16 protein-coding genes are annotated in these 20,584 nt (G+C 72.2%); 8 read left to right on the top strand and 8 right to left on the bottom strand.

The genetic code is table 11. The annotated features are described in order from the left end of the window. Window positions 1-149: 149 nt before the first annotated feature. Entirely contained in the window at window positions 150-2,522 is a 2,373-nt protein-coding gene (locus WMR31_RS00005; protein ID WP_340536678.1) for an ATP-binding cassette domain-containing protein, read from the bottom strand. A 133-nt stretch (window positions 2,523-2,655) separates the two neighbouring features. Here WMR31_RS00005 and WMR31_RS00010 point away from each other — a divergent pair, with 133 nt between their 5' ends. Continuing rightward, window positions 2,656-3,342 carry a hypothetical protein gene (locus tag WMR31_RS00010; RefSeq protein WP_340536679.1) on the top strand — a complete coding sequence of 229 codons (687 nt, stop codon included), beginning with the start codon at window positions 2,656-2,658 and terminating at the stop codon, window positions 3,340-3,342. On the opposite strand, the gene WMR31_RS00015 is transcribed toward WMR31_RS00010, so the two are convergent. The 3 genes from WMR31_RS00015 to WMR31_RS00025 all read right to left on the bottom strand — a co-directional run bounded on the left by WMR31_RS00015 (window position 3,317) and on the right by WMR31_RS00025 (window position 5,629). Continuing rightward, window positions 3,317-4,234 carry an AEC family transporter gene (locus WMR31_RS00015; RefSeq protein ID WP_340536680.1) on the bottom strand — a complete coding sequence of 306 codons (918 nt, stop codon included), beginning with the start codon at window positions 4,232-4,234 and terminating at the stop codon, window positions 3,317-3,319. The genes WMR31_RS00010 and WMR31_RS00015 overlap by 26 nt on opposite strands. A gap of 137 nt (window positions 4,235-4,371) precedes the next feature. Then, window positions 4,372-4,773: a VOC family protein gene (locus WMR31_RS00020; protein ID WP_340536681.1), complete on the bottom strand. Its 402-nt coding sequence runs from the start codon at window positions 4,771-4,773 to the stop codon at window positions 4,372-4,374. Between the two features lie 64 nt (window positions 4,774-4,837). Then, window positions 4,838-5,629, bottom strand: a complete 792-nt coding sequence (locus WMR31_RS00025; RefSeq protein WP_340536683.1) for a 3'(2'),5'-bisphosphate nucleotidase CysQ — start codon at window positions 5,627-5,629, stop codon at window positions 4,838-4,840. A gap of 122 nt (window positions 5,630-5,751) precedes the next feature. Here WMR31_RS00025 and WMR31_RS00030 point away from each other — a divergent pair, with 122 nt between their 5' ends. Continuing rightward, on the top strand, window positions 5,752-6,702 hold the full coding sequence (locus WMR31_RS00030; RefSeq protein ID WP_340536684.1) for an FkbM family methyltransferase: 951 nt from the start codon (window positions 5,752-5,754) through the stop codon (window positions 6,700-6,702). Between the two features lie 7 nt (window positions 6,703-6,709). Next, the gene (locus WMR31_RS00035; RefSeq protein ID WP_340536685.1) at window positions 6,710-7,873 is read left to right on the top strand and encodes a DUF1972 domain-containing protein; all 1,164 of its coding nucleotides are present in this window, start codon (window positions 6,710-6,712) and stop codon (window positions 7,871-7,873) included. A 20-nt stretch (window positions 7,874-7,893) separates the two neighbouring features. Here the strand turns inward: WMR31_RS00035 and WMR31_RS00040 are convergent, their stop codons facing one another. Beyond that, the gene (locus tag WMR31_RS00040; RefSeq protein ID WP_340536686.1) at window positions 7,894-9,069 is read right to left on the bottom strand and encodes a glycosyltransferase family 4 protein; all 1,176 of its coding nucleotides are present in this window, start codon (window positions 9,067-9,069) and stop codon (window positions 7,894-7,896) included. 95 nt (window positions 9,070-9,164) lie between these two features. Here WMR31_RS00040 and WMR31_RS00045 point away from each other — a divergent pair, with 95 nt between their 5' ends. From WMR31_RS00045 to WMR31_RS00060, 4 genes are all read left to right on the top strand, one after another. Then, window positions 9,165-10,100 (top strand): hypothetical protein, encoded by a 936-nt coding sequence (locus tag WMR31_RS00045; protein WP_340536687.1) that lies wholly within the window; start codon window positions 9,165-9,167, stop codon window positions 10,098-10,100. Beyond that, window positions 10,097-11,404 (top strand): hypothetical protein, encoded by a 1,308-nt coding sequence (locus WMR31_RS00050; RefSeq protein WP_340536689.1) that lies wholly within the window; start codon window positions 10,097-10,099, stop codon window positions 11,402-11,404. The genes WMR31_RS00045 and WMR31_RS00050 overlap by 4 nt, the downstream gene beginning before the upstream one ends. Before the next feature lie 84 nt (window positions 11,405-11,488). Next, the gene (locus WMR31_RS00055) at window positions 11,489-12,757 is read left to right on the top strand and encodes an O-antigen ligase family protein (RefSeq protein WP_340536690.1); all 1,269 of its coding nucleotides are present in this window, start codon (window positions 11,489-11,491) and stop codon (window positions 12,755-12,757) included. Continuing rightward, window positions 12,750-13,355, top strand: a complete 606-nt coding sequence (locus tag WMR31_RS00060) for an arsenate reductase/protein-tyrosine-phosphatase family protein (protein WP_340536691.1) — start codon at window positions 12,750-12,752, stop codon at window positions 13,353-13,355. The genes WMR31_RS00055 and WMR31_RS00060 overlap by 8 nt, the downstream gene beginning before the upstream one ends. Window positions 13,356-13,397: 42 nt before the next feature. Here WMR31_RS00060 and WMR31_RS00065 read toward each other — a convergent pair whose 3' ends face one another. The 3 genes from WMR31_RS00065 to WMR31_RS00075 all read right to left on the bottom strand — a co-directional run bounded on the left by WMR31_RS00065 (window position 13,398) and on the right by WMR31_RS00075 (window position 18,809). Further along, window positions 13,398-15,131 carry a tyrosine-protein kinase domain-containing protein gene (locus WMR31_RS00065; RefSeq protein ID WP_340536693.1) on the bottom strand — a complete coding sequence of 578 codons (1,734 nt, stop codon included), beginning with the start codon at window positions 15,129-15,131 and terminating at the stop codon, window positions 13,398-13,400. Between the two features lie 166 nt (window positions 15,132-15,297). Continuing rightward, on the bottom strand, window positions 15,298-17,835 hold the full coding sequence (locus WMR31_RS00070) for a right-handed parallel beta-helix repeat-containing protein (RefSeq protein WP_340536694.1): 2,538 nt from the start codon (window positions 17,833-17,835) through the stop codon (window positions 15,298-15,300). Between the two features lie 74 nt (window positions 17,836-17,909). Beyond that, window positions 17,910-18,809, bottom strand: coding sequence for a sulfotransferase (locus WMR31_RS00075; RefSeq protein ID WP_340536695.1), 900 nt, complete (start codon window positions 18,807-18,809; stop codon window positions 17,910-17,912). 143 nt (window positions 18,810-18,952) lie between these two features. On the opposite strand from WMR31_RS00075, the gene WMR31_RS00080 reads away from it, so the two are divergent. After that, window positions 18,953-20,581, top strand: a complete 1,629-nt coding sequence (locus tag WMR31_RS00080) for a right-handed parallel beta-helix repeat-containing protein (protein WP_340536696.1) — start codon at window positions 18,953-18,955, stop codon at window positions 20,579-20,581. Window positions 20,582-20,584 lie beyond the last annotated feature (3 nt).

The following is a 20,584-nucleotide window of genomic DNA, read 5'->3' on the forward strand; positions in this document are numbered from 1 at the left end:
GACCCCACACCGCACTAGCCGGAAGACCCCCAGTCACCCGCACCCCCGGTGTCACCAACCTCGCGGTATAGAACAGCTGGCGCTCGCTTGCTCAACCTCCGGCCTCGTATTGGCAGCTCGCTTGCTCGACCTCCGGCCGCGGGCGTTCGTCAACCTCCGTCGGTGGCTCCGACGTACTCGGCGAGGTGCTGGCCGGTGAGGGTGAAGGCGTCGGCGACGAGGTCGGCGGGGGTGCCCTCGAAGACCACCTGGCCGCCGTCGTGGCCGGCGCCGGGCCCGAGGTCGATGATCCAGTCGGCGTGGGCCATGACGGCCTGGTGGTGCTCGATCACGATCACCGACTTGCCGGCGTCCACGAGCCGGTCCAGGAGGCCGAGCAGGTTCTCGACGTCGGCGAGATGGAGGCCGGTGGTCGGCTCGTCGAGCACGTAGACCCCGCCCTTCTCCCCCATCCGGATCGCCAGCTTGAGTCGCTGCCGCTCGCCGCCAGAGAGCGTGTTGAGCGGCTGGCCCAGGCGCAGGTAGCCGAGGCCGACGTCCTCCATCCGACCGAGGATCGCGGCGGCGGCCGGCACCTTCCCCTCGCGCCCGTCGCTGCCGGAGAAGAAGGCATGGGCCTCGGTGACCGGCAGGTCGAGCACCTCGGCGATGTTGAGGCCGCCGAAGGTCAGCTCGAGCACCTCGGCCTGGAAGCGCTTGCCGCCGCACTCGTCGCACACGGTGGCGACGGTCTCCATGAAGCCGAGCTCGGTGTAGATCATCCCGTTGCCGTTGCAGCTCTCGCAGGCGCCCTCGGAGTTGGCGCTGAACAGCGCCGGCTTGACGCCGTTGGCCTTGGCGAAGGCCTTGCGGATCGGCTCGAGCAGGCCGGTGTAGGTCGCGGGGTTGCTGCGCCGCGAGCCCTTGATGCCGCTCTGGTCGATCACCACGACGTCGTCGTGGCCGGCGACCGAGCCGTGGATCAGCGAGCTCTTCCCGGAGCCCGCGACGCCGGTGACGACACACAGGACGCCGAGCGGCACGTCGACGTCGACGTCGCGCAGGTTGTGGCTCGCGGCGCCCCGGATCTCCAGGGCACCGGTGCGCTCGCGGACCTCGTCCTTGAGCCTCGCGCGGTAGCTGAGGTGCCGGCCGGTGAGGGTGTCGGAGGCCTCGAGACCCGCGACGTCGCCCTCGAAGCAGATCTCGCCGCCGCCGGTGCCGGCGCCCGGGCCGAGGTCGACGACGTGGTCGGCGATGCGGATGGTCTCGGGCTTGTGCTCCACCACGAGCACCGTGTTGCCCTTGTCGCGCAGGTCGCCGAGCAGGTTGTTCATCCGGGCGATGTCGTGCGGGTGCAGGCCGACGGTCGGCTCGTCGAAGACGTAGGTGACGTCGGTGAGGGCCGAGCCGAGGTGGCGGATCATCTTGGTGCGCTGGGCCTCGCCGCCCGACAGGGTGCCGGCGGGACGGTCGAGGGAGAGGTAGCCCAGGCCGATCTCGACGAAGGAGTCGAACAGGTGCAGCAGGCTCTTGAGCAGCGGCGCGACCGACTTGTCCTCGATGCCACGGACCCACTCGGCGGCGTCGGTGATCTGCATGGCGCAGACCTCTGCGATGCCCTTGCCGGCCACCTTGGCCGAGCGGGCGGCCTCGTTGAGGCGGGTGCCCTCGCACTCGGGGCAGGGCGCGAACACCGCGGCGCGCTCGACGAAGGCCTTGATGTGGGGCTGGAGGGAGTCGACGTCCTTGCTGAACATCGACTTGCGGATCTTGGGGATCAGGCCCTCGTAGGTGATGTTGATCTTGTCGACCTTCACCTTGCGCGGCTCGGCGTAGAGGAGGTCGGCGCGCTGCTCGTCGGTGGAGTCCTTGATCGGCACGTCGGGAGGCACGACCTCCTTGTAGGGCGCGACCATCCAGCCGTCGGCGGTGTAGCCGGGCACCAGGATCGCGCCCTCGACCAGTGACTTCGACTCGTCGATGATCTCGGCGAAGTCGAGCTCGGAGACGGTGCCGCGGCCCTCGCACTCGGCACACATGCCGCCGAGGTAGACCTCGTTGCGCGCGACCCGCTTCTCGCCGGTCACCGAGGTCATCACGCCGCTGGCCTTGCGGGTGGGCACGTTGAACGCGAACGCCGTCGGCGGCCCGACGAAGGGCTCGCCGATCCGGCTGAACAGCACCCGCAGCATCGCGTTGGCGTCGGTGGCGGTGCCGACCGTCGAGCGGGCATTGGCGCCCATCCGCTCCTGGTCGACGAGGATCGCGGTGGTGATGCCCTCGATGTGGTCGACGTCGGGACGCGCCATCGACGGCATGAACCCCTGCACGAAGGTGCTGTAGGTCTCGTTGATCATCCGCTGCGACTCCGCGGCGATCGTGGCGAAGACCAGCGAGCTCTTCCCGGACCCCGAGACCCCGGTGAACACCGAGAGCCGGCGCTTGGGGATCTCCACGCTGACGTCGCGCAGGTTGTTGACCCGCGCGCCCTCGACGCGGATCAGGTCGTGAGTGTCGGCGGCGTGCTGCTTGCTGGCCATGGCCTCCCTTTCGGGTCGCTCGGTGCGACGCGGGGCACAGCCTACGGATCGAGCCCGACAGGTCACAGCGACTGTTGACGGCGTCGGCACGGTCACTTCTAATGGCAACAGCCGCGAGCGAGGTGATCGGGCGATGGGGCAGGCACCGCAGCGCCGCTGTCGCGCGGCCGCGACCGGAATCGCCGCACTCGCCGCTTCGGTCGCGCTCCTGTCGGCTTGCTCCGGCGAGCCCGATCCTCCAGCCGCCACCCAACAGACCTCGACGACACCGTCTCCAGCGACTCCGACCTCGACGAGTCCGCCGCAGGTCGTGCCGGTCGACGACGCGATCGCCTTCGACTACGAGCGGACCTGCCGGCGCAAGGACCGCGCGCAGAGGTGGTGTCCACTCGGCGACGAGGGGCGGCGGCAGTGGGAGGCGATCGTCGCGGCCTTCGAGCACCACCTCACGCCGACGCGGCTGGTCGGCGGGCCCTCCGACGACGGCCACCGCAACTACAACTTCTCCGCCACGTTCGGGACGCCGTCGGGGCTGGTCGACGGGCCTCAGCTATGGGTCCTCGTCTACGTGCCGGCCCGCCCCGAGCGAACGAAACCCGGCATCGAGCAGATCGGGCAGATCGGGAGGAACCGGGACTACCGCTGGGGCTACGGCCACGTGGCGGTGACCCAGCGGGATGGGACCGTGCTGACGATCCGATTCTGGGGCGGGAGCCCGAACCGACCGGCCCCGGCGGGCACCCTGGACGAGAACGCGCTGTTCGCCCGAGCGGTCCGCACGTTGAAGCACACCGTCACGCCAGCAGCGCCACCACGATGAAGATCACCGGCACGCACCCGATCGTGCTCACGAAGATCGCGTCGCGCGCGAGCAGCTCGGCGCGGCGGTAGCGGTTGGCGATGATGAACACGTTCTGCGCGGTGGGGAGCGAGGCGATCACGGTGACCGCGAGCAGGGCGGCGTCGTCGAGGCCGAGAAGCCGGCCGACCAGGTAGGCCGTGACCGGCTGCACCACCAGCTTCAGGACGACGGCGAGCCCGAGCTCCCCGGGTGGGACGCCGCGGCCGGGCAGCGGACCGAGCCGCAGGCTCACGCCGTAGGCCAGCAGCATCGCCGGCACCGCCATCCCGGCGAGTACCTCCAGTGGCTCGGCGGCCAGCCGGGGCACCTCGATGCCGGCGAGCGCGACCGCCAGTCCGGCGGCGCTGGCCAGCGTGATCGGGTTGCGCACGGGCCGGCTGAGGATCCGGCGGCGCGACGGGCGCTGCTCGCTCACCGCGACGTCGAGGATCGTGAGCGCCAGCGACTGGAGCACGAGCAGCTGGAGCAGCAGGAGCGGTGCGATGAGGGCAGCGTCCCCGAGGACGTAGGCGGCGATCGGGAGGCCGAGGTTGCCGGCGTTCGCATAGGCCGCGCAGAGAGCGGCGATCACGCTCTCGCCGAGGTCCCGGCGGCGCGCGACGGCGATCGCCACCGTGACCGCGCCACTCACCAGCACCGCGGCGGTCAGCGCGATCAGGTTGCCCGAGAACAGCCCGTGGACGTCGCTGTCTTGGAGGACGGTGAACAGCAGCGCCGGGCTGGCCACGAAGAACGCCACCGCCGAGAGGGTGCGCTGGCCGGCGGCGTCGAGGATGCGCAGGTGCGCCAGCACGCTCCCGAACCCGATGAGGACCGCGACGGTGACGAAGCCCAGCACCACCCCTGACACCGGGCGACCCTATCCGCGCCGGCCGGCCCCACCGCCCACGAGGCCCGACTTGACGGGCAAAACCTGAACTTGTCGGCCGGGATATCGCCCGCCAAGTTCAGGTTTCCCCGGTCGACCGGGGAAATCCCGGCCCGGGCTCAGCCCGCCCGCTCCGCCTCGGACCGCAGCACGCACAGCTGGTTCCCCTCGGGATCGGCGAGGGTGACCCAGCCGGTGCCGGGGCCGTACTTGCCGCGGTGGTCGGCGACCTCGGTGGCGCCGAGGGCGAGGATGCGGGCGATCTCCTCGTCGCGGGTGCCCTCGCGGGGGACGACGTCGAAGTGGATCCGCTTGCCCGGCAGCTCGGTGGCCGCGTCGGCCTCCACCTCGATGAACAGCAGCCGATGCCCGGTGTCGGGATCGAGGATCAGGCACTCCTCGTGCCCGGGCTCGTTGGGGTCGCCGGCGAGGTCGACGTAGCCGAGCACCTGCTTCCACCACTCGGAGAGCTCGTAGGCGTTGCGGCAGTCGATGGTCGTGTGCGAGATGAACGAGGTCACCCGTGCGAGCCTTCCACGCGTCGCGAGGTGTCCGCGACCGAGTTGTCGCGCCGGCCCAACCGACTCAGACGCCGTTGGCCTCGATCCAGGCGAGGATCTTCTCCGCCAGCTCGGGACGGCACACGACCAGGTCGGGCAGGTAGACGTCGTCCTGGTTGTAGCGCAGCGGGCTGCCGTCGATGCGGCTGGTGAACAGGCCGGCGGCGCGCGCGACGGCGACCGGGGCGGCGCTGTCCCACTCGTACTGGCCGCCGGCGTGGACGTAGGCGTCGGTGATGTCGCGGGCGACCGAGAGCACCTTGACGCCGGCCGATCCCATCGCGACCAGCTGGGCGTCGAGCTCGGTGGCCAGGCCGTGCACGAACTCCGGCGGGCGGCTGCGAGAGACGGCGATGCGCGGGCTCTCGCTCGTGGCCCGTGGCACCACCGGCGGGTTGGCGGTGTTGAAGGTCTCCCCCAGCGCCGGCTGGGCGACCGCCCCGGCGGTGAGGTCGCCCTCGGAACCGGCGCCGCGCTCCCACAGCGCCACGTGCACGGCCCAGTCGTCGCGCGGCGGCTCGGAGAACTCGCGGGTGCCGTCGAGCGGGTCGACGATCCAGACCCGGTCGGCCTCCAGCCGCGCCTTGTCGTCCTTGCCCTCCTCCGACAGCACGGCATCCCCCGGGCGGTACTGCGCCAGCAGCTCCATGAGCAGCTCGTGCGCGGCACGGTCGCCGGCGTCCTTGAGCTCGCGGCCCTCCAGGCCCTCCTCGCGGACCTCGAGGAGCCGGCGTCCGGCCTCCTCGGCGAGCCAGGCGGCCAGGAGGTGGTCGTCGGCGACGATGTCGGCGGGCGCGGTACGGGGTTCGAAGGTCACCGGGGCAGCCTAGTGGCCTGTCGCCCTACCCGATGACCCACTCACACCCGGTTCGCCGCCTGTGTTGGGTAGGTTCTGCCGTTTCCCCGCGGGGACCCGTGCGCCGCTGATACTTTCCGCGCGTGGTCACCAAGAGCTCGGTTCTCGACCGCGGGCGAGTGCTGTCGCGCGTCGCGATGGGGCGAGCCCTGGACCTGGTCCCGCTGTCGGCCATCCGCGGTGCCCAACGCCGCGGCGTCCTCCGCTCGGTCCTTCGGCACCGCGACCTCTCCGGCATGGGCACCGTCACCGTCCCCGGCCCGCACGGGATCCGGCTGGCCGCCGTCGACTCGCGTCTGGTGCGGCTCCTGTACTGGTACGGCGAGGAGGCGATCGAGGGCCACGAGGTGCACTGGTGGCGCCACTTCTGCACTCACGCGACCGCGATCCTCGAGGTCGGCGCGAACATCGGCTACTACACCGTGCAAGGAGCGCTGGCCGCGCCGACGGTGCCCTACCGCGCCGTCGAGGCCCACCCGACGTCGGCGGCGACGGTGCGCCGCAACCTGGAGCTGAACCGGATCACCAATGTCGACCTCGTCGAGGCGGCCGCGGTCGGGTCCCCGGACATCACCAGTGTCGAGCTGGCCCTCCCTGAGCTCGAGCGGTACGCGACCCCGACCGGCGCGTTCGTCCGTGACGCCACCGAGGGCGTGGAGGCCCGGCGGCCGGCCTCCGGGAGCATCACCGTGCCGGCCGTGCCGGCTACCGAGCTCGCCGACGGCGTCGACCTGGTCAAGCTCGACATCGAGGGCTCCGAGCACCTCGTGCTCGAGCCCATCCTCGACCCACTGGTCGAGCGCCGCGCCACGATCCTCGTCGAGGTGCTGCGCGAGACGCCCAAGCTGCGCGCACTGCTGGCCGGGCTGGCCGAGCGGTCCTACCGCTTCTGGGTCGTCGCCGACGTCACGCTGATGGAGATCGACGCGACCGCGCTCCTGCGCGACGACCTGCTCACCGTGCACGGCAGCCGCGACATCGCGGTGATCCCCGCCGAGCGCGAGGACCTGCTCACCCTCGCCCCCGAGGACTGAGGACGCCGTGCGACTGGCCATGGTGGGCACGCGCGGCGTGCCTGCGCGCTACGGCGGATTCGAGACGGCGGTCGAGGAGATCGGCTCCCGGCTGGCGTCACGCGGTCACGCGGTCACCGTCTACTGTCGCGGCGCCGAGGACCCCACCATGCGTGAGTACCTGGGGATGCGGCTGGTCCACCTGCCCGCGGTGCCCCGGCGCTCCCTGGAGACGCTGAGCCATTCGGCCATCTCGTTGGGTCACGTGGTGGCCCGGCAGCGACCCGACGTCGCGTTCGTGTTCAACTCCGCCAACGCCCCGCTGCTGCCGCTGCTGCGGGCGCGGCGGATCCCCGTCGCGGTGCACGTCGACGGCCTGGAGTGGAAGCGCGGCAAGTGGAGCGGGTCGGGCCAGCAGTACTACCGGCGAGCCGAGTCGATCGCGGTCCGGCTCGGCGACCGGCTGATCTCCGATGCCCAGGGCATCGCCGACTACTACCGCGACGAGTTCGGGATCGAGACCGACGTGATCGCCTACGGCGCGCCGATCCTCGATGACCCTGGTACCGAGCTGCTGGCCTCCCTCGGCCTCGAGCGGCACGGCTACCACCTGGTGGTGGCCCGCTTCGAGCCGGAGAACCACGTCGCCGAGATCCTCGAGGGCTACCACGCCTCCTCGGCGCAGCAGCCCCTCGTCGTCGTCGGGAGCAATCCCTACGAAGGCGCCTACGACACGCGGATCCGGACGCTTGCCGAAGCCGACGAGAGGATCACGCTCACCGGCGGCCTGTGGGACCAGGCGCTCCTCAATGCGCTGTACGCCAACGCGCTCACCTACCTGCACGGTCACTCCGTCGGCGGCACCAATCCCTCCCTGTTGCGTGCCATGGGCGCTGCGGCACCGGTGCTCGCCTACGACGTGAACTTCAACCGCGAGGTGCTCGGCGAGACGGCCGGGTTCTTCACCACGACGGCGGACATCGCCCGCCTCGTGGAGAAGTCCGAGGCCGATGCCGAGGCCACCGTGTCCTCGGGGCAGGCCCTTCGCGAGCGCGCCCGCGAGCGTTACGACTGGGACCGGGTGACCGACGGCTACGAGAGCCTCGCGATCAGGCTGGCGGCGGGCGAGTCGACCCACGGCACCGCGTCGGGCCGAAGGCGCTCGGCCCGTACCGGGGGCGACCGACCCTGAGCCAACCAGCCACGATCGGCTCAGCGGTCGAGCAGCCCGGTGATCTCCGCACGGATCCGAGCCCGGTAGGCCGCCGTGCCGAAGCGCTCCTGGGCCGAACGACGACCGGCCGCGGCGAGCCGGACGGCGAGCGCGGGGTCGTCGAGCACCCGGCCGATCGCCGCGGCCAGCGCGGCGTCGTCCTCGGGCGGGACCACCAGCCCCGTCTCGCCGTCGGTGACGATCTCGGTGAGTCCCTGAACGCCGGCGACGACGACCGGGCGCCCGGCCAGCTGGGCCTCGACCGCGGTGTTGCCGAACGGCTCGAGCCGCGAGGGCACGACGACGACGGCGCCGGCCGCCAGCAGGTCCCAGACCGGGTTGAGATAGCCGTGGAAGACGACGCGACCGCGCAGGTCGTCGGCTGCAGCGCGGGTCCGCAGCTCCTCCTCGAACCACTCGTACCCGGGGAACGCGGTGCCGGCCAGGTCGAGCGCGACGTCGCGGCCCTCGCCGACCAGCCGCGCGAGCGCCGCCACGAGCACGTCGGTCCCCTTGCGGGGCGAGAGTCGACCGACCATCACGATGCGATCGGCCGGCGACCCCTGACCGGACCTCGCCTCGCTGCCTCCAGCCGGCTCGTCGGCCGGCTCGTCGGCCGGCGGGCCGCAGACGCCGTTGTAGACCACCGTCGCGTGGCGCACCGCCCGCGGCAGCGCGTCGGCGAGCGCCCGGCGCGAGGCCAGGCTGTTCACCAGGACCCGGTCCGCGAGCAGCAGCGGCGCGGCCAGGGCGGCCCGCAGCAGCCGGGGTCCGGCATCCTGTGCCTCGTGTACGTGGCAGAGCACCGGCCGTCGGGCGATCCTGGCCGCCACCAACCACAGCGGCACCGTCACGGTGTTGACGTAGACCGCCGCGGCGCGTTCGCGGCGCAGCAGCCGCACCATCGCGGGCAGCCGCCGCAGCATCTGCGCGGCCAGTCCGATCAGCCCGAACGGCGTCAGGGCGCTCTTGCGCAGCACCGGCACCTCGATGGTGCGGATCTCCGCCCCGCGCTCGCGCAGCAGCGGGGTCAGCGGGCCCTCGCCCGGGAGCGTCACCACGACACGGTGCCCGGCGTCGACCAGGGCGCTGACCGACTCCAGCAGCTGCAGGTCCGAGCCGTACACGTCGGGGGTGTGGTGCCCCATCACCACGGTGGATGTCGGTCTGGACATCGCGCTCGCTCCCTCGGCCGGTCGTGGGCCGGGTCCGGCCGTCGCGGCATTGATAGCACGTCGTGGGCGCCGATGGGCCCTCCAGGAGCAGCGCGATGAGGGCCACCGGCGCGCGGACGCCGCCCTCGCCGAGGGACCCCACCCTGGTCAAGCGGTTCCCCCCGAACGACAACGGCGTGCTCGTCTCGATGCGCGACCGGCGCAGCGCGGCGCTGGGCGTCTGCCTCTACACCGCCAGCTCGCCGCGCGCACTGGCGATCCAGCGCGCGGCGTACTGGGCGGTGCGGGCGGCCGGCGCCCGGGTACTGCCCGGATCGAGCAGCCCGCTGGATCTCCCCGGCGACGACGCCACCTGGAGCGAACTGTTGGAGCAGTGGCGCAGCGCCATCGGCCGGGTCGAGCACGTCGCGGTCTACCGTCGCCGGCAGCGGCACCGGGTGGGCCTGACCATGGTGGGGCTCGGTGCTGGGCGGCCACTCGCGGTGCTCAAGGTGCGCGACGAGCCCGCCGGGCTCGAACGCGAGCAGCAGGCGCTCGCCGTCCTGGCCGACCGGTCGCCGTCGACGTTCTCGGCACCCCGGCCGCTGGGCTTGGGTCATGCCGGGGACTGGTGGTGGTCGGCCCAGCAGTGCGTGTTCGAGCGCCCACACACCCCGGTCCTGCGTGCGCCGGAGGGTCTCTTCGAGGAGGTCGGGGCGCTGCTGGAGCCCTTGACGGTGCCGCTGGAGCCGCCCGGCCCGGGCGAGGCACCGGCCCATCATGATCTGACCCCGTGGAACCTGCGCCGCGACCACCGCGGGCGGGTCTGGCTCTTCGACTGGGAGGACTGGCGCACCGCTCCGGCCGGCGCCGACCAGACCTACTTCGCCGCATGCAGCCGCGCCGTCCGGGGCACGCCCCTTCCGGGTCCGCTGGCCCCGGCGGCGGTGGCGCACTACCGGCCGGTCGTCGAGGAGCGGATGCGGCAGGCCGAACCCGGCGACGTCCTCGACGCCGCCATCCTGGCCGCGTTCGACGAGTCCGCCCGATGAGCCGACCGCACTCCAGGGCGAGCCGCCTCGCAGGCGTGGGCCGGCGCGTCGCCGTCGTGGGCGGCGCCGTGGCCGCGCAGCTCTCACAGGCTCTGCTGAGCTTCGGGCTCCAGGCGATCGTGGCTCACACCCTCGGCGCCGGTGGGCTGGGGACCTACGCCCTGATCTACAGCGTGATCGTCACCAGCTCGGCGCTCACCGGGGGCCTGGTCGGTGACTCGCTGACCGTGCTGGACCGGAGCCAGCCGCCGATCCGGGCCGCGCTCCAGCACTGGGCGCTGTCCTCGACGACCGCGGCCAGCGTGCTCACCGCCGCGGCGCTGGTCGGGTTCGGCGTGGTCGATCTCGTCACCGGCGTGATCGTCGCCGCCGCCTCGGCGACATTCCTGCTCGAGGGGCTGCTCCGCAGGATCTTGATGGCAGAGCTGCGCTTCTGGTCGGTGGTCGTCGTCGACGGCGTCAGCCTGGTCGCCTCCCTGGCGACCCTGGGCGTCTGGGCCGCGGCCGCCACTCTCGACCTGGACGCGATGCTGGTCGCCCTGGTCGTCGGCCAGGTGGCCGGCACCCTCGCCGGGCTGCCGCTGCTCTCGGCCGAGGACCGGCGCTGGTCGTGGAGCCGCGCGGACCTGCGCGCGGTGTGGAGCTACGGCAGCCTGCGCGCGGTCCAGCAGACGATCCGGCCTCTGCTGCTCACCCTGGTGCGCGTGCTGGTGATCGTCGAGGCCGGGCGTGAGGCGTTCGGCCGGCTCGAGGCCGCGCGGATCTACGTCGCTCCGGGGATCTTGGTGATCCAGGGCCTGGGCACCTACCTGTTCGCCAGCTACGCCCGTGATCGCACCTCGCCGTTGTCGCGCCTGGTGCGACGGGCCGACCGGACCGCGGTCGCGATGGCGGTCGCCGCGCTCGCCGCTGGGGCACTGGCCTCGGCGCTCGCAGGTCCACTCGGCCCGGTGATCACCGGGTCCTCGTTCTCGATCGACCCGGTCGAGGCGCTGGCGTGGGCGGCGTTCGCGGCCGCGACCGCGGCCAACGCGCCCTATGCCTCGCTGGCCGCGGTGCGGGCGCGCCAGGCCGCGGTGATCCGCAACGCCGTGCTGGTGGCCGTCGCGACCCTCGCGGTCGCCGCCGGGCTGCTCCTCACCGGCGCACCGGTCGTGCTGGCTCCGCTGGTCATCGCCGGCGGGCTCGTCGTGCAGGCGCTGGTGCTGCGCAACCGGATCCTGCCGGGCTCCGAGCAGGCGGCTGCGACGCCATCGGGTACGGCCGCGGACGACGTCGCCGGCCGGTCGGAAGCCGGCCCGTGAGACCGGCGTCGACCAGTGGTTCCGTAGTGCGTCGATGCAGATGACCACTAGGCTAGGGGCCCCGCCGCTCCTGTCCGAGGTCCAATGACGCTGTCCGCCGCCGGCTCGATCGGCTCGTCGCCCGGCCCGTCCACCGGCTCGTCGAGCGAGCCGAGCACCTCCCCCGCCCGCGGCCGGCACCGGCGACTGACGGTGCTCTGGGTGCTGATCCTGCTCAGCGTGCTGCCCTGGCGCCAGGGCGCTTACTTCACCGGCGGGCTGGACCCGGTCGTGGTGGCCAAGTCGATGGTCGGCGTGCTCGCCTTCGCCGCGGCGTGGTTCACGTGGGGCGGTGCGCGCCGGCGCAGCGATCTCGGGATCACCACGCTGGTCCTGGTGGGCGGGTATCTCGCGGTGACGGTGATCGGTGGCTGGGCCGCCGGGGCGCTGGTCGCCTCGGCGATCGTCGCGGCGCGGGTGCTGCTGCTGATGGCCACGGTGATGCTGGTGATGACCTCGCACACCGTGGAGACGACGATGCGGGCCGCACGCAACGCGATCGTCCTCACCGGCGGCGTGATCGCCCTGACCGGCGCCGGGAGCCTGGCCACCGAGGGTCGGCTCCGCGGCGGCGTCCTGCCGCTCAACCCCAACGATCTCGCGATGATGTTCGGCTTCGCCGTCCTGGTGAACGTGTGGCTGCTCCTGGAGCGCCGGGCCACGCGCCTGGACAAGGCGGCGACATTGGTGCTCTTCGTCCTGGTCGCCCTCACCGGCTCACGCACCGGCCTGGTGGCCCTGCTCCTGGCCATCGGCCTGGCCGCGTTGACCTACCGCCGGCGTCCCGGCGGCGTGTTCGTGCTCGCCGCGGTCGCGCTGCCGGCGATGCTCTACCTGGCCGCCTCCTCGGGCATGGCCGCGGCCTACTTCAACCGCGGGGGCGACGCCAGCGTGCTGACGCTGAACTCGCGCACGATCGCCTGGACGGCCGCCTTCGACCAGCCGTACGAGTTCTGGCAGGCCTGGTTCGGCCGTGGCCTGAGCGCGAAGACGGTCGGCGTGTCCGGCACGTTCTGGGACACCCAGGTCCTCGACTCGAGCTGGGTCTCGGCCTATGTCCAAGGCGGCGCGATCGGGCTGGCCCTGCTCGCCCTGTGGTGCGTGCGGAACCTCCTGCGTGCGCTGCGCCTGGGCCATCCGCAACAGGCGCTGGTGCTGCCGGTGGTCGTCTTCGCGCTGATCTACAGCGTTACCGCGAGCGGGCTGATCGACGCCTACGTCCTCTTCCTGCTCATGCTGATGTGCTCGCTGTCGATCGATCTCACCCACGCGCCGGAGCTCGACCCCGGGCGGGCGGAGGGTCGCGGTGCCTGACCGCGGTCAGGTCCTGGTGGTGTGCCGCGCGAACGTGTGCCGCTCTCCCACCCTCGCACTCCTGCTGGGCCGATACCCCGGCCTGGACATCGAGGTTCGTACGGCGGGCTGGCGGGCCGACCCACGGCTCTCTTGGTGCGACCAGATCCGAGCGCTGGTGCCGCCCGGACCTGACGCCGACGATCTGGCCGCCACCCACCGACCGATCCCGTTGAGCCCACACCAGGTGGCCGAGGCAGACCTCGTGCTGGCCGCAGATCGGCGCACCCGTGCGGAGATCGCCCGGATGGCACCGGCCCTGACCGCGCGAACGTTCACCGCGATCGAAGCGGCTCACCTGCTGGCCGCCGTCGCGGCGCAGGCGTCCACCGCGGGGGTGCCCCTGACCGAGATCGCGACGCGACTCGACGACGTCCGCGGCCTGGTCGAGCTCCCCGCCGCTCGGGAGTCGCGCTGGCCGTGGCGCGTCCGGCCCGGCGTCGACCTGCTCGACCCCCACTCGACTGCGCACCGCGTCACCCACCGACAGCTCCTACCTCGGCTGGAACAGGTGGCGGCCTCGCTTGCGGCCGGCCTCGACCATTCCGCCGGACGCTGACCCGACGATTCGCTGACTTGACGATTCGCTAGGGAGAACGCCCTAGTCGCCGCGGCCGCGCCTGTTGCGTCTCTTGTGCAAGGGGTTCGACAGGTGGGAACCCGGAATGTGAACCAGCGCCTTGGCACTCGACGCCGGGCCCTGCCTCGCCTCGCGCCCGTCGGGCCGAGGCGCGGGCTCCCCACGATCGGCCTCGAGCGCCGGCTCCGGCTCGGGCTCGTCGTCCTGGTCAGCACCGGCTGCCCGATCGGCCGCGGGCTGGTCGTCGACGGGCCCAGCCTCGTCGCCATCGCCGTCGTCATTGCCGGCGCCGGCCTCGCTCACCGGACCGGGGCGGCCGTCGCGTTGAGCGGCTGCGGCGCGTAAGCGGTCGTCGGAGACCAGGCGGATCGCGTTCGCGGTGGACACCGCGTCGGCGTCACGAACCTCGTGGTCGCTGAGGACCGGCACGCCGTAGCCGTAGTCGCCGGTGGTCGGCGCGAAGGTGAGGACGGTCCCGACCAACCGGGCGCCGGCGGTGGCGAGCACCTCGATCGAGGAGGCCACCTGGTCGCGCCGCGACCGGCCCGACCGGATCACCAGCAGGGCGCCGTCGGCGGCGTCGGCCAGGACCGCGGCGTCACTGACGTGGATGATCGGCGGAGCGTCGATGATCACGTAGTCGAAGATCTTGCGCAGGTCGACCAGCAGGGACCGCATGTGCTCCGAGCCGAGCAGCGTCGGCGGGTCGGCAGGGATCGTCCCGGCCGGCAGGACGTGGAGCAGGCCGTCGTGCCACGAGGTGAGCGCATCCTTCAGCTCCGCCTCGTCGATGAGGACGTTGGTCAGCCCGACCGCACCCTCGATGCCCAGGTTGGTGGCGATGGTCGGGCGGCGTAGGTCGCCGTCGACCAGACACACCTTGATCCCGGACTGGGCCAGGGCGATGGCCAGGTTCTGGGCGGTGGTGCTCTTGCCCTCCGCGGAGAGCGCCGAGCACACGACCATGGTGCGCGGCGGGTTGTCGACGTGGGAGAACCGCAGGTTGCTGCGCAGGGTCCGGAACGACTCGAGCAGCGGACTGGTCGTGTCGAGGGCGAGGGGTCCGGTGCGTTTGGCGTCGGGGTCGACCGGGACTGCGGCGAGGGGCAGCTGCCCGGTCAGCGCGACGACGTCGTCGGTGGTCCGGACGGTGGTGTCGAGGTGCTCGCGGGCCATCGCGACGGTGACCCCGACCGCCAGTCCGATCAGCAGGCCGAGGGCGAGGTTGATGTTCCGATTCGGCGAGACCGGCGAGTTCGGGGAGGTCGCCGGAGTGGTGAGGGTGACCTGGACCGGGGAGGTACCACCGCTGGGCGGCGTCTCGAGGGTCTCGATCATGTCCGCCAGGTGGGTGCTGACGCTGTTGGCGATCGCCGCGGCCTGGGCCGGCTCGGAGTCCTCGGCCTGCACGGTCAAGATGGTGGTGTCCGGCGGATTGACCAGCGTCACATCCTTGGCCAGGCGCCGCGCGGTGGTGTCGAGACCGAGATCTTCGATGACGGCGTCGAGGATCTCGGGGCTGTCGATGAGCAGGGTGTAGGACTTCACCCGCTGGTTGGCGAACTGGCTGCTCTGGTAGACGGTCGAGGGGTCCTCGGCACTCGGCGTGATCGAGACGAACGACCGCGCCTCAGCCGCGTACCGCTTGGGCAGCGCCTCGGTCACGGCGAGAGCGCCGACCACGAAGATGACCGCCAGCAGCAGGACGCTCACCCACCGCTTGCGCAGCAGTTGGAGGAACCCGAGCAGAGTCACCGGTGTGCCCCCTGAATCAGCCTGGTCGAGGTCGCCCGATGTGGACGACCACAAGTTGCCCCGCTCGCAGCCACGGTGCGAGGCCGATCCGCCGGAGAAGTAAAGGCCTCGATCCGAGCGCCCGAACCTGCCTCGCAGAATACCACCGGGCGGCGGTCGCGGCGGCTCAACGGCCGGCTGGCTCGCGCACGCGCAGGTCGTCGAACTCCGCGCGTGAGGTCGCCCTGGCCGCCCCCGAGGTGGCGACGAGCAGGCCGACCGCGCCGGCCTTCTGCAGCTTGCCCGTGCGATCGGAGGCCGTGACCGACCAGGCACCCGGCTCGCGGCGGGTACTGGACCAGATCTTGGCCCGGATCGTGGTGGTGCCCGAGCCGCTGACCTGCAGCCGGATCCGCAGGGCTTTGGCCTTCCCGACCGGCATCTTCGCGGAGTCGAGCCGGACCGAGCGGGCACCGACGGTGCGGACGAGGTCGATGCGGACGGCCTTCCCGGAGAGGCGGGTCGCGATGACGCGGTAGTCGCCGGCTCCAGGGATGTGGCGGCCGAGGACTCCGACGCTCGTCCCGATCGCGGGCGTGGCCGCCCGGACGCCGGTGTCGGTGCGCGAGCTGCGGACCGCCGAGAGCCGGATCTGGGTCGTGGCGCGACGCGGCAGCCGGACCCGTGCGCGCCCGTCGCCGACCGAGAGCCGGGCCTTGGCGTTGGTGCTGCTCCAGCGGCCGCCGCGCTGGGCCTGGCCCCAGCCGCGACTCACCGCTCGGGTGAAGTCGTCGGAGGCGAGCAGCGCGTCGGTGTGGGTGCCCGGCTCGGTGGTCCCGGTCCCGGTCCCGGTGCCGGGGGGCGTGGTGCCGTCGTCCCCGTCGCCGGTTCCCGAGCCGGTGCCCGAGCCGTCGGTCGCGGTCACGTCGAGGACGCCGAGGGCGCGGGCGCCGGTGCGGACGCCGAGGAGTGCGGCCACCGCAGCCGGCACCGGTGCGCCGATCCGGTCGGCCTGCGCGGCGACGGCCGGGTCGAGCGCTCCGGTCCGGGGGTCGAGGATCGCGGCGCCGAGGTACTCCCGGCCGCCGCGCTCCTGGCCGGTCTGCTCGGTGAACGCGGCCAGCGTGGTGAAGACGGCCGGGTTCCCGGCGCCACGCGACCAGACGACCTCCCAGCTGGGGGCGGTCTTGGAGTTGCGGTGGTAGACGTTGCCGGGGGCGCTGATCCGCATCTGCTCGGCAGACTCCTTGAAGGAGTAGTCCTCGACGCAGAGCAGGCAGTTGCCGCGCGGGTCGGGCATCGTCATCACGTTGTTCGCCACCGTGATGTCCTGGACCTCCCAGGGCATCTCCGGCTGCGGCCACGGCTGCCGCTTGTCGACCATGCTGGCGTTCGGATTGGTGTTGCGGCGGGTGTCCTGCACCAGGTTGACCGGGCGGTCGCTGCCGCTGATCGTGTTGTTCCAGATCTGCACGTCGCTGGTGTTGTTGATCTTCATGCCGAACCGGCGGTTGCCGAGGAGCAGGTTGCCCGCGACGATCGCCTTGGCCGAGAGCTCCAGCGAGATGCCGTGCCCCTGGTTGTTGCTGAACTCGTTGTGCACCAGGTCGATGTCGTAGGTGGACTCGTCGGCCCAGAACCCCGGGCCCCAGTTCGACCGGAAGACCGAGTCGCGGATCGTGATGCCGCGCAGGTGGGTGACCTTCATCCCGCCGGAGACCGGCGCGCTGTTGAACCGCTCGCGGTTGTTGTCCTCGGAGAGCACGTCGCGCAGGTCCAGGCCATCGGCGAAGCGGGCGTGGATGCCGAGCATGCCGCTCTCCCGCACCGTCAGGCCGCGGACGGTGACCCCGGTGGCCAGGATGCTGATGCCGGTGGTGGCCGACTCCTCGATCACGACGTCCTCGAGGACGGCGTCAGGCTTCTCCACGGTGACCATGCCGATCATCGGGACCGAGGTCGCGAAGCGTCGCACCCCGATCCCCCGGACGACGGTGCCTGCCGCCTGGACGTTGAGGGCCCGGGCGAGGTTGGTGGCGCGCACGGTGCGACCGGTGGGGTCGCTGCCGATCACCAGGCGGGCGCCGGCGTCGTCGACGAAGAACGTGCCCGGGACCACCAGGTCGCGCGAGGCGACCTCGCGCAGGAAGCTGCCGTCGACCCAGACCTGGTCGGGGTGGGCGGCCATCGGGTAGTTGGCGCGGTCGACGAAGGTCCAGTCCTCGGTGGTGCCGTCCGCGGCGCCCTGGGTGTAGGTGGGGCTGGAGTCGAATCGGTAGGTCCAGCCGTCGCGGACCCAGTCACCGCCCTCGGCACGCCAGCCGGAGACCGGGATGCTGCCGTCGATCCAGGCCGCCTCGCCGGGGTAGTTCTGCAGGGTCAGCCGCTTGCTGACCACGACGCGCTCGTTGTACTCGCCGGCCCGCAGCACCACGGTGCCGCCGATCGGGGCGATCCACATGGCGCGCGCGATGGTGCGCACCGGCGCCTCCACGGTGCCCGGGGCTCCGTCGCTGCCGGACGGCGAGACGTAGACCGATCCGGCCGGCGCGTCGAAGCGCGCGGTCCCGACCGGTCGGCTGCCGGGCAGGTCGGCGGAGGCGGAGGCCGCGGCGGGCTCCTCGGCGGCGGCGGGGGCGCCGGCGAGCGCGGTCCCGAAGGCCGCGCCGACAAAGGCGAGGATCAGCGTCGCCGACAGCGCAGCGATCCCATGCCTTCTCTTCACATGGAGGAGGTTCGGTCCCGGCGGCGAGGGACTTGAGCCGCGGCGACCCTAGACGACGTGGGTCGTCGACGCGCTCACGACGTCCAGGGGAACCTCTGGTCGAGCAGAGCCTCGAGCTCGCGGTTGGGCGCGGCGAACTCGGACTCCAGCCGGGCCCGGACCTCGGGGGCGAGCGGTGCCCCGGGGGCCTGGTTGCGGATCGCCCCCGTCGTACTGGTGCGCGGCGGTACCCCGAGGAACTCGTCGATGCGACGCAGGACGTCGAGCGGGTCGGCGTAGTAGTCCTCACTGGCCGCCACCAGCACCCGGTCGCGTCCGTACCGTTCGAGCCAGGGCACCAACGCCTCGGCGTACCGGCTCTGCGTGGCGTAGCTCTGCTGCTCCCAGGCGTAGCTGCGGTAGGCCGGATCGGCCAGCAGCCGTTCGCGCTCCCCGGCCAGCCGGTCGGGCTCGGCGGCCAGGGCGGCGACGAAGTCGAGGTCCTCGGCCCCGGCGCGGCGGCGTTCCTTCCAGTGGCTGTAGGTGCGCTCGACCGGATCGCGCAGCAGCGCCACGATCTTCACCTCGGGGAGCATCGCGTGGGCGCGCTCTGCGGCGCACGGGTGGAACAGGTAGTACGGCGAGGCCTCCCCCACCACGCTCGGACCACGGAGTCGTCGCTCGTGGAGCGAACGGGTGACCCGGGTGGGCAGGTAGGAGCGGTACCAGCGCTCGCCCTCGGTGAAGTGGGAGTCGAAGAAGTGGACCCCCTTGGTCGCAATGCTCTTCAGCCCCGGCACCGGGGGCGGGTAGAGCCGCACGTAGGCCGGATGGGCCAGCAGGTCGAAGTAGAGACTGGTGCTGCCACCGCGCTTGGCGCCGATGACCAGGAAGTCGGGATCGGGCCGCAGCCCCGACGTGGCGACGCCGCCCGCGCGCACCACCCGCTTGAGGCCGCCTCGGAGGCGTCGGCCCGTCTGTTGCAGCGCCTGCACCGGCCGAATCTAGCAGAGCAGGACACCCCGACTTTGCGGGTTTGCCGACACTTGCCGTATCTTTCTGGCCGCTCCCTCGCTGTGATGAACCCCACCCCAGGACCGCTCCCCCCAGCGGCGATCACCACCGAGGATCCCCCACGATGCACCCTGCCCATCACGGGCCGGACACTGTCCGACCGAACCCGACCCGATCGGTGGCCGCCCTGGCCACCGCGCTGCTCTGCCTGGGCCTGCTGGCGGCTCCCACGGCGTCCGCCAGCCCACCTGCTCGAGCAGTCAGGCCGGCCGACTCCGGCGGCCACGCGTCCGGCACGCTCTATGTGTCGGTCCGCGGCAACGACCATGCTCGCGGCACCGCCTCCCACCCACTGCGCACCATCGGCGCCGCGGTGAGTTCGGCGCGCCCGGGCCAGCGGATCGTCGTGCGGCCCGGGCGCTACCACGAGTCGGTGGAGATCCCGAGCGACAAGCCCGGCCTCTCCCTGGTCGCGGCGAAGCGCGGCACCGTACTGCTCGACGGCGCGAGCCCGGTCACCGGATTCGTCCGCTCGGGCAGCACGTGGGTGCGCTCCGGCTGGACCACCGAGTTCGACCACAGCCCCACCTACACCTTCGGCGAGCCCGACAGTGCCGCGGAGTACTGGCAGTTCGTCAACCGCAAGCACCCGATGGCCGCCCACCCCGACCAGGTCTGGGTGGACGGACGGCGGTTGCGCCAGGTCGCCGGCCCTGCCCGGGTCCGGGCCGGCACCTTCTACGTCGACGACGGCGGCGACCGGCTGATCGTGGGGAGCGACCCCGGCGGTCACCGGGTCTCCGCCAGCCGACTGATCCGGGCCCTGGAGATCCGGGCCGACCACGTCACGATCGACGGGATCGACGTCTCCCGGTTCGCCCCGTCGGTGCCGCACATGGGGGCGGTCACCGCCGAGGCCGACGGCATCCGGATCCTGCATTCGCGGATCCGCGACAATGCCACCACCGGGCTGCACGTGATGGCCTCCGGGATCGTGCTTCGCGATGTGACGTTGAGCGGCAACGGCATGCTCGGCATGACCTCCAACGGCGCCCGCAACCTGCGCATCGTCGGCCTGCGCGCCGAACGCAACAACCACGAGCGGTTCAACTACTCCCCGGCCGCCGGCGGGGTGAAGCTCACCCGTTCGCGCGGGATCACCGTGACCCGCAGCACCTTCGCACGCAACTTCGGCACCGGCCTGTGGTTCGACGAGTCGGCCTACGACATCTCCGTCAGGCGCTCCCGGTTCGTCGGCAACCGGCACCACGGGCTGCGCTTCGAGATCTCCGGCACCGCGGTGGCCGCGCGCAACGTCGTGGCACGCAACGGCGAGGACGGCATCAACGTCAACAGCAGCGACCGGATCCGTCTGGTTCGCAACCGGATCACCGGCAACACGCGGCCGATCAACATCGTCCAGGACAGCCGCGACGTCGACCCAGCCGGCAGCTGGCGCGACCCGACCCTCCCGCTGACCTGGCGGATCCAGCACATCCAGGTCCGCAACAACCGGCTGACCGGCACCGGCGCGACCGGCTCCTGCCTGTTGTGCGTCGAGGACTACTCCCGTCGCTGGAGCGGACGCGAGCTGCACATCACCGCCGATGCGAACCTCTACCGACGCGGCAGCGACCGCGCATCCGACCTGGTCTACTGGCCCGGCCAGGACGGCAGGACGCTGACCTTCGCCCACCTGGCCGGCTTCCGGTCGAAGACCGGCCAGGAGGACGCGGGTCGCGTCGCGAGGTGAGCC

This window comes from Nocardioides epinepheli, assembly GCF_037936805.1.
In the GTDB taxonomy this organism is placed as follows: domain Bacteria; phylum Actinomycetota; class Actinomycetes; order Propionibacteriales; family Nocardioidaceae; genus Nocardioides.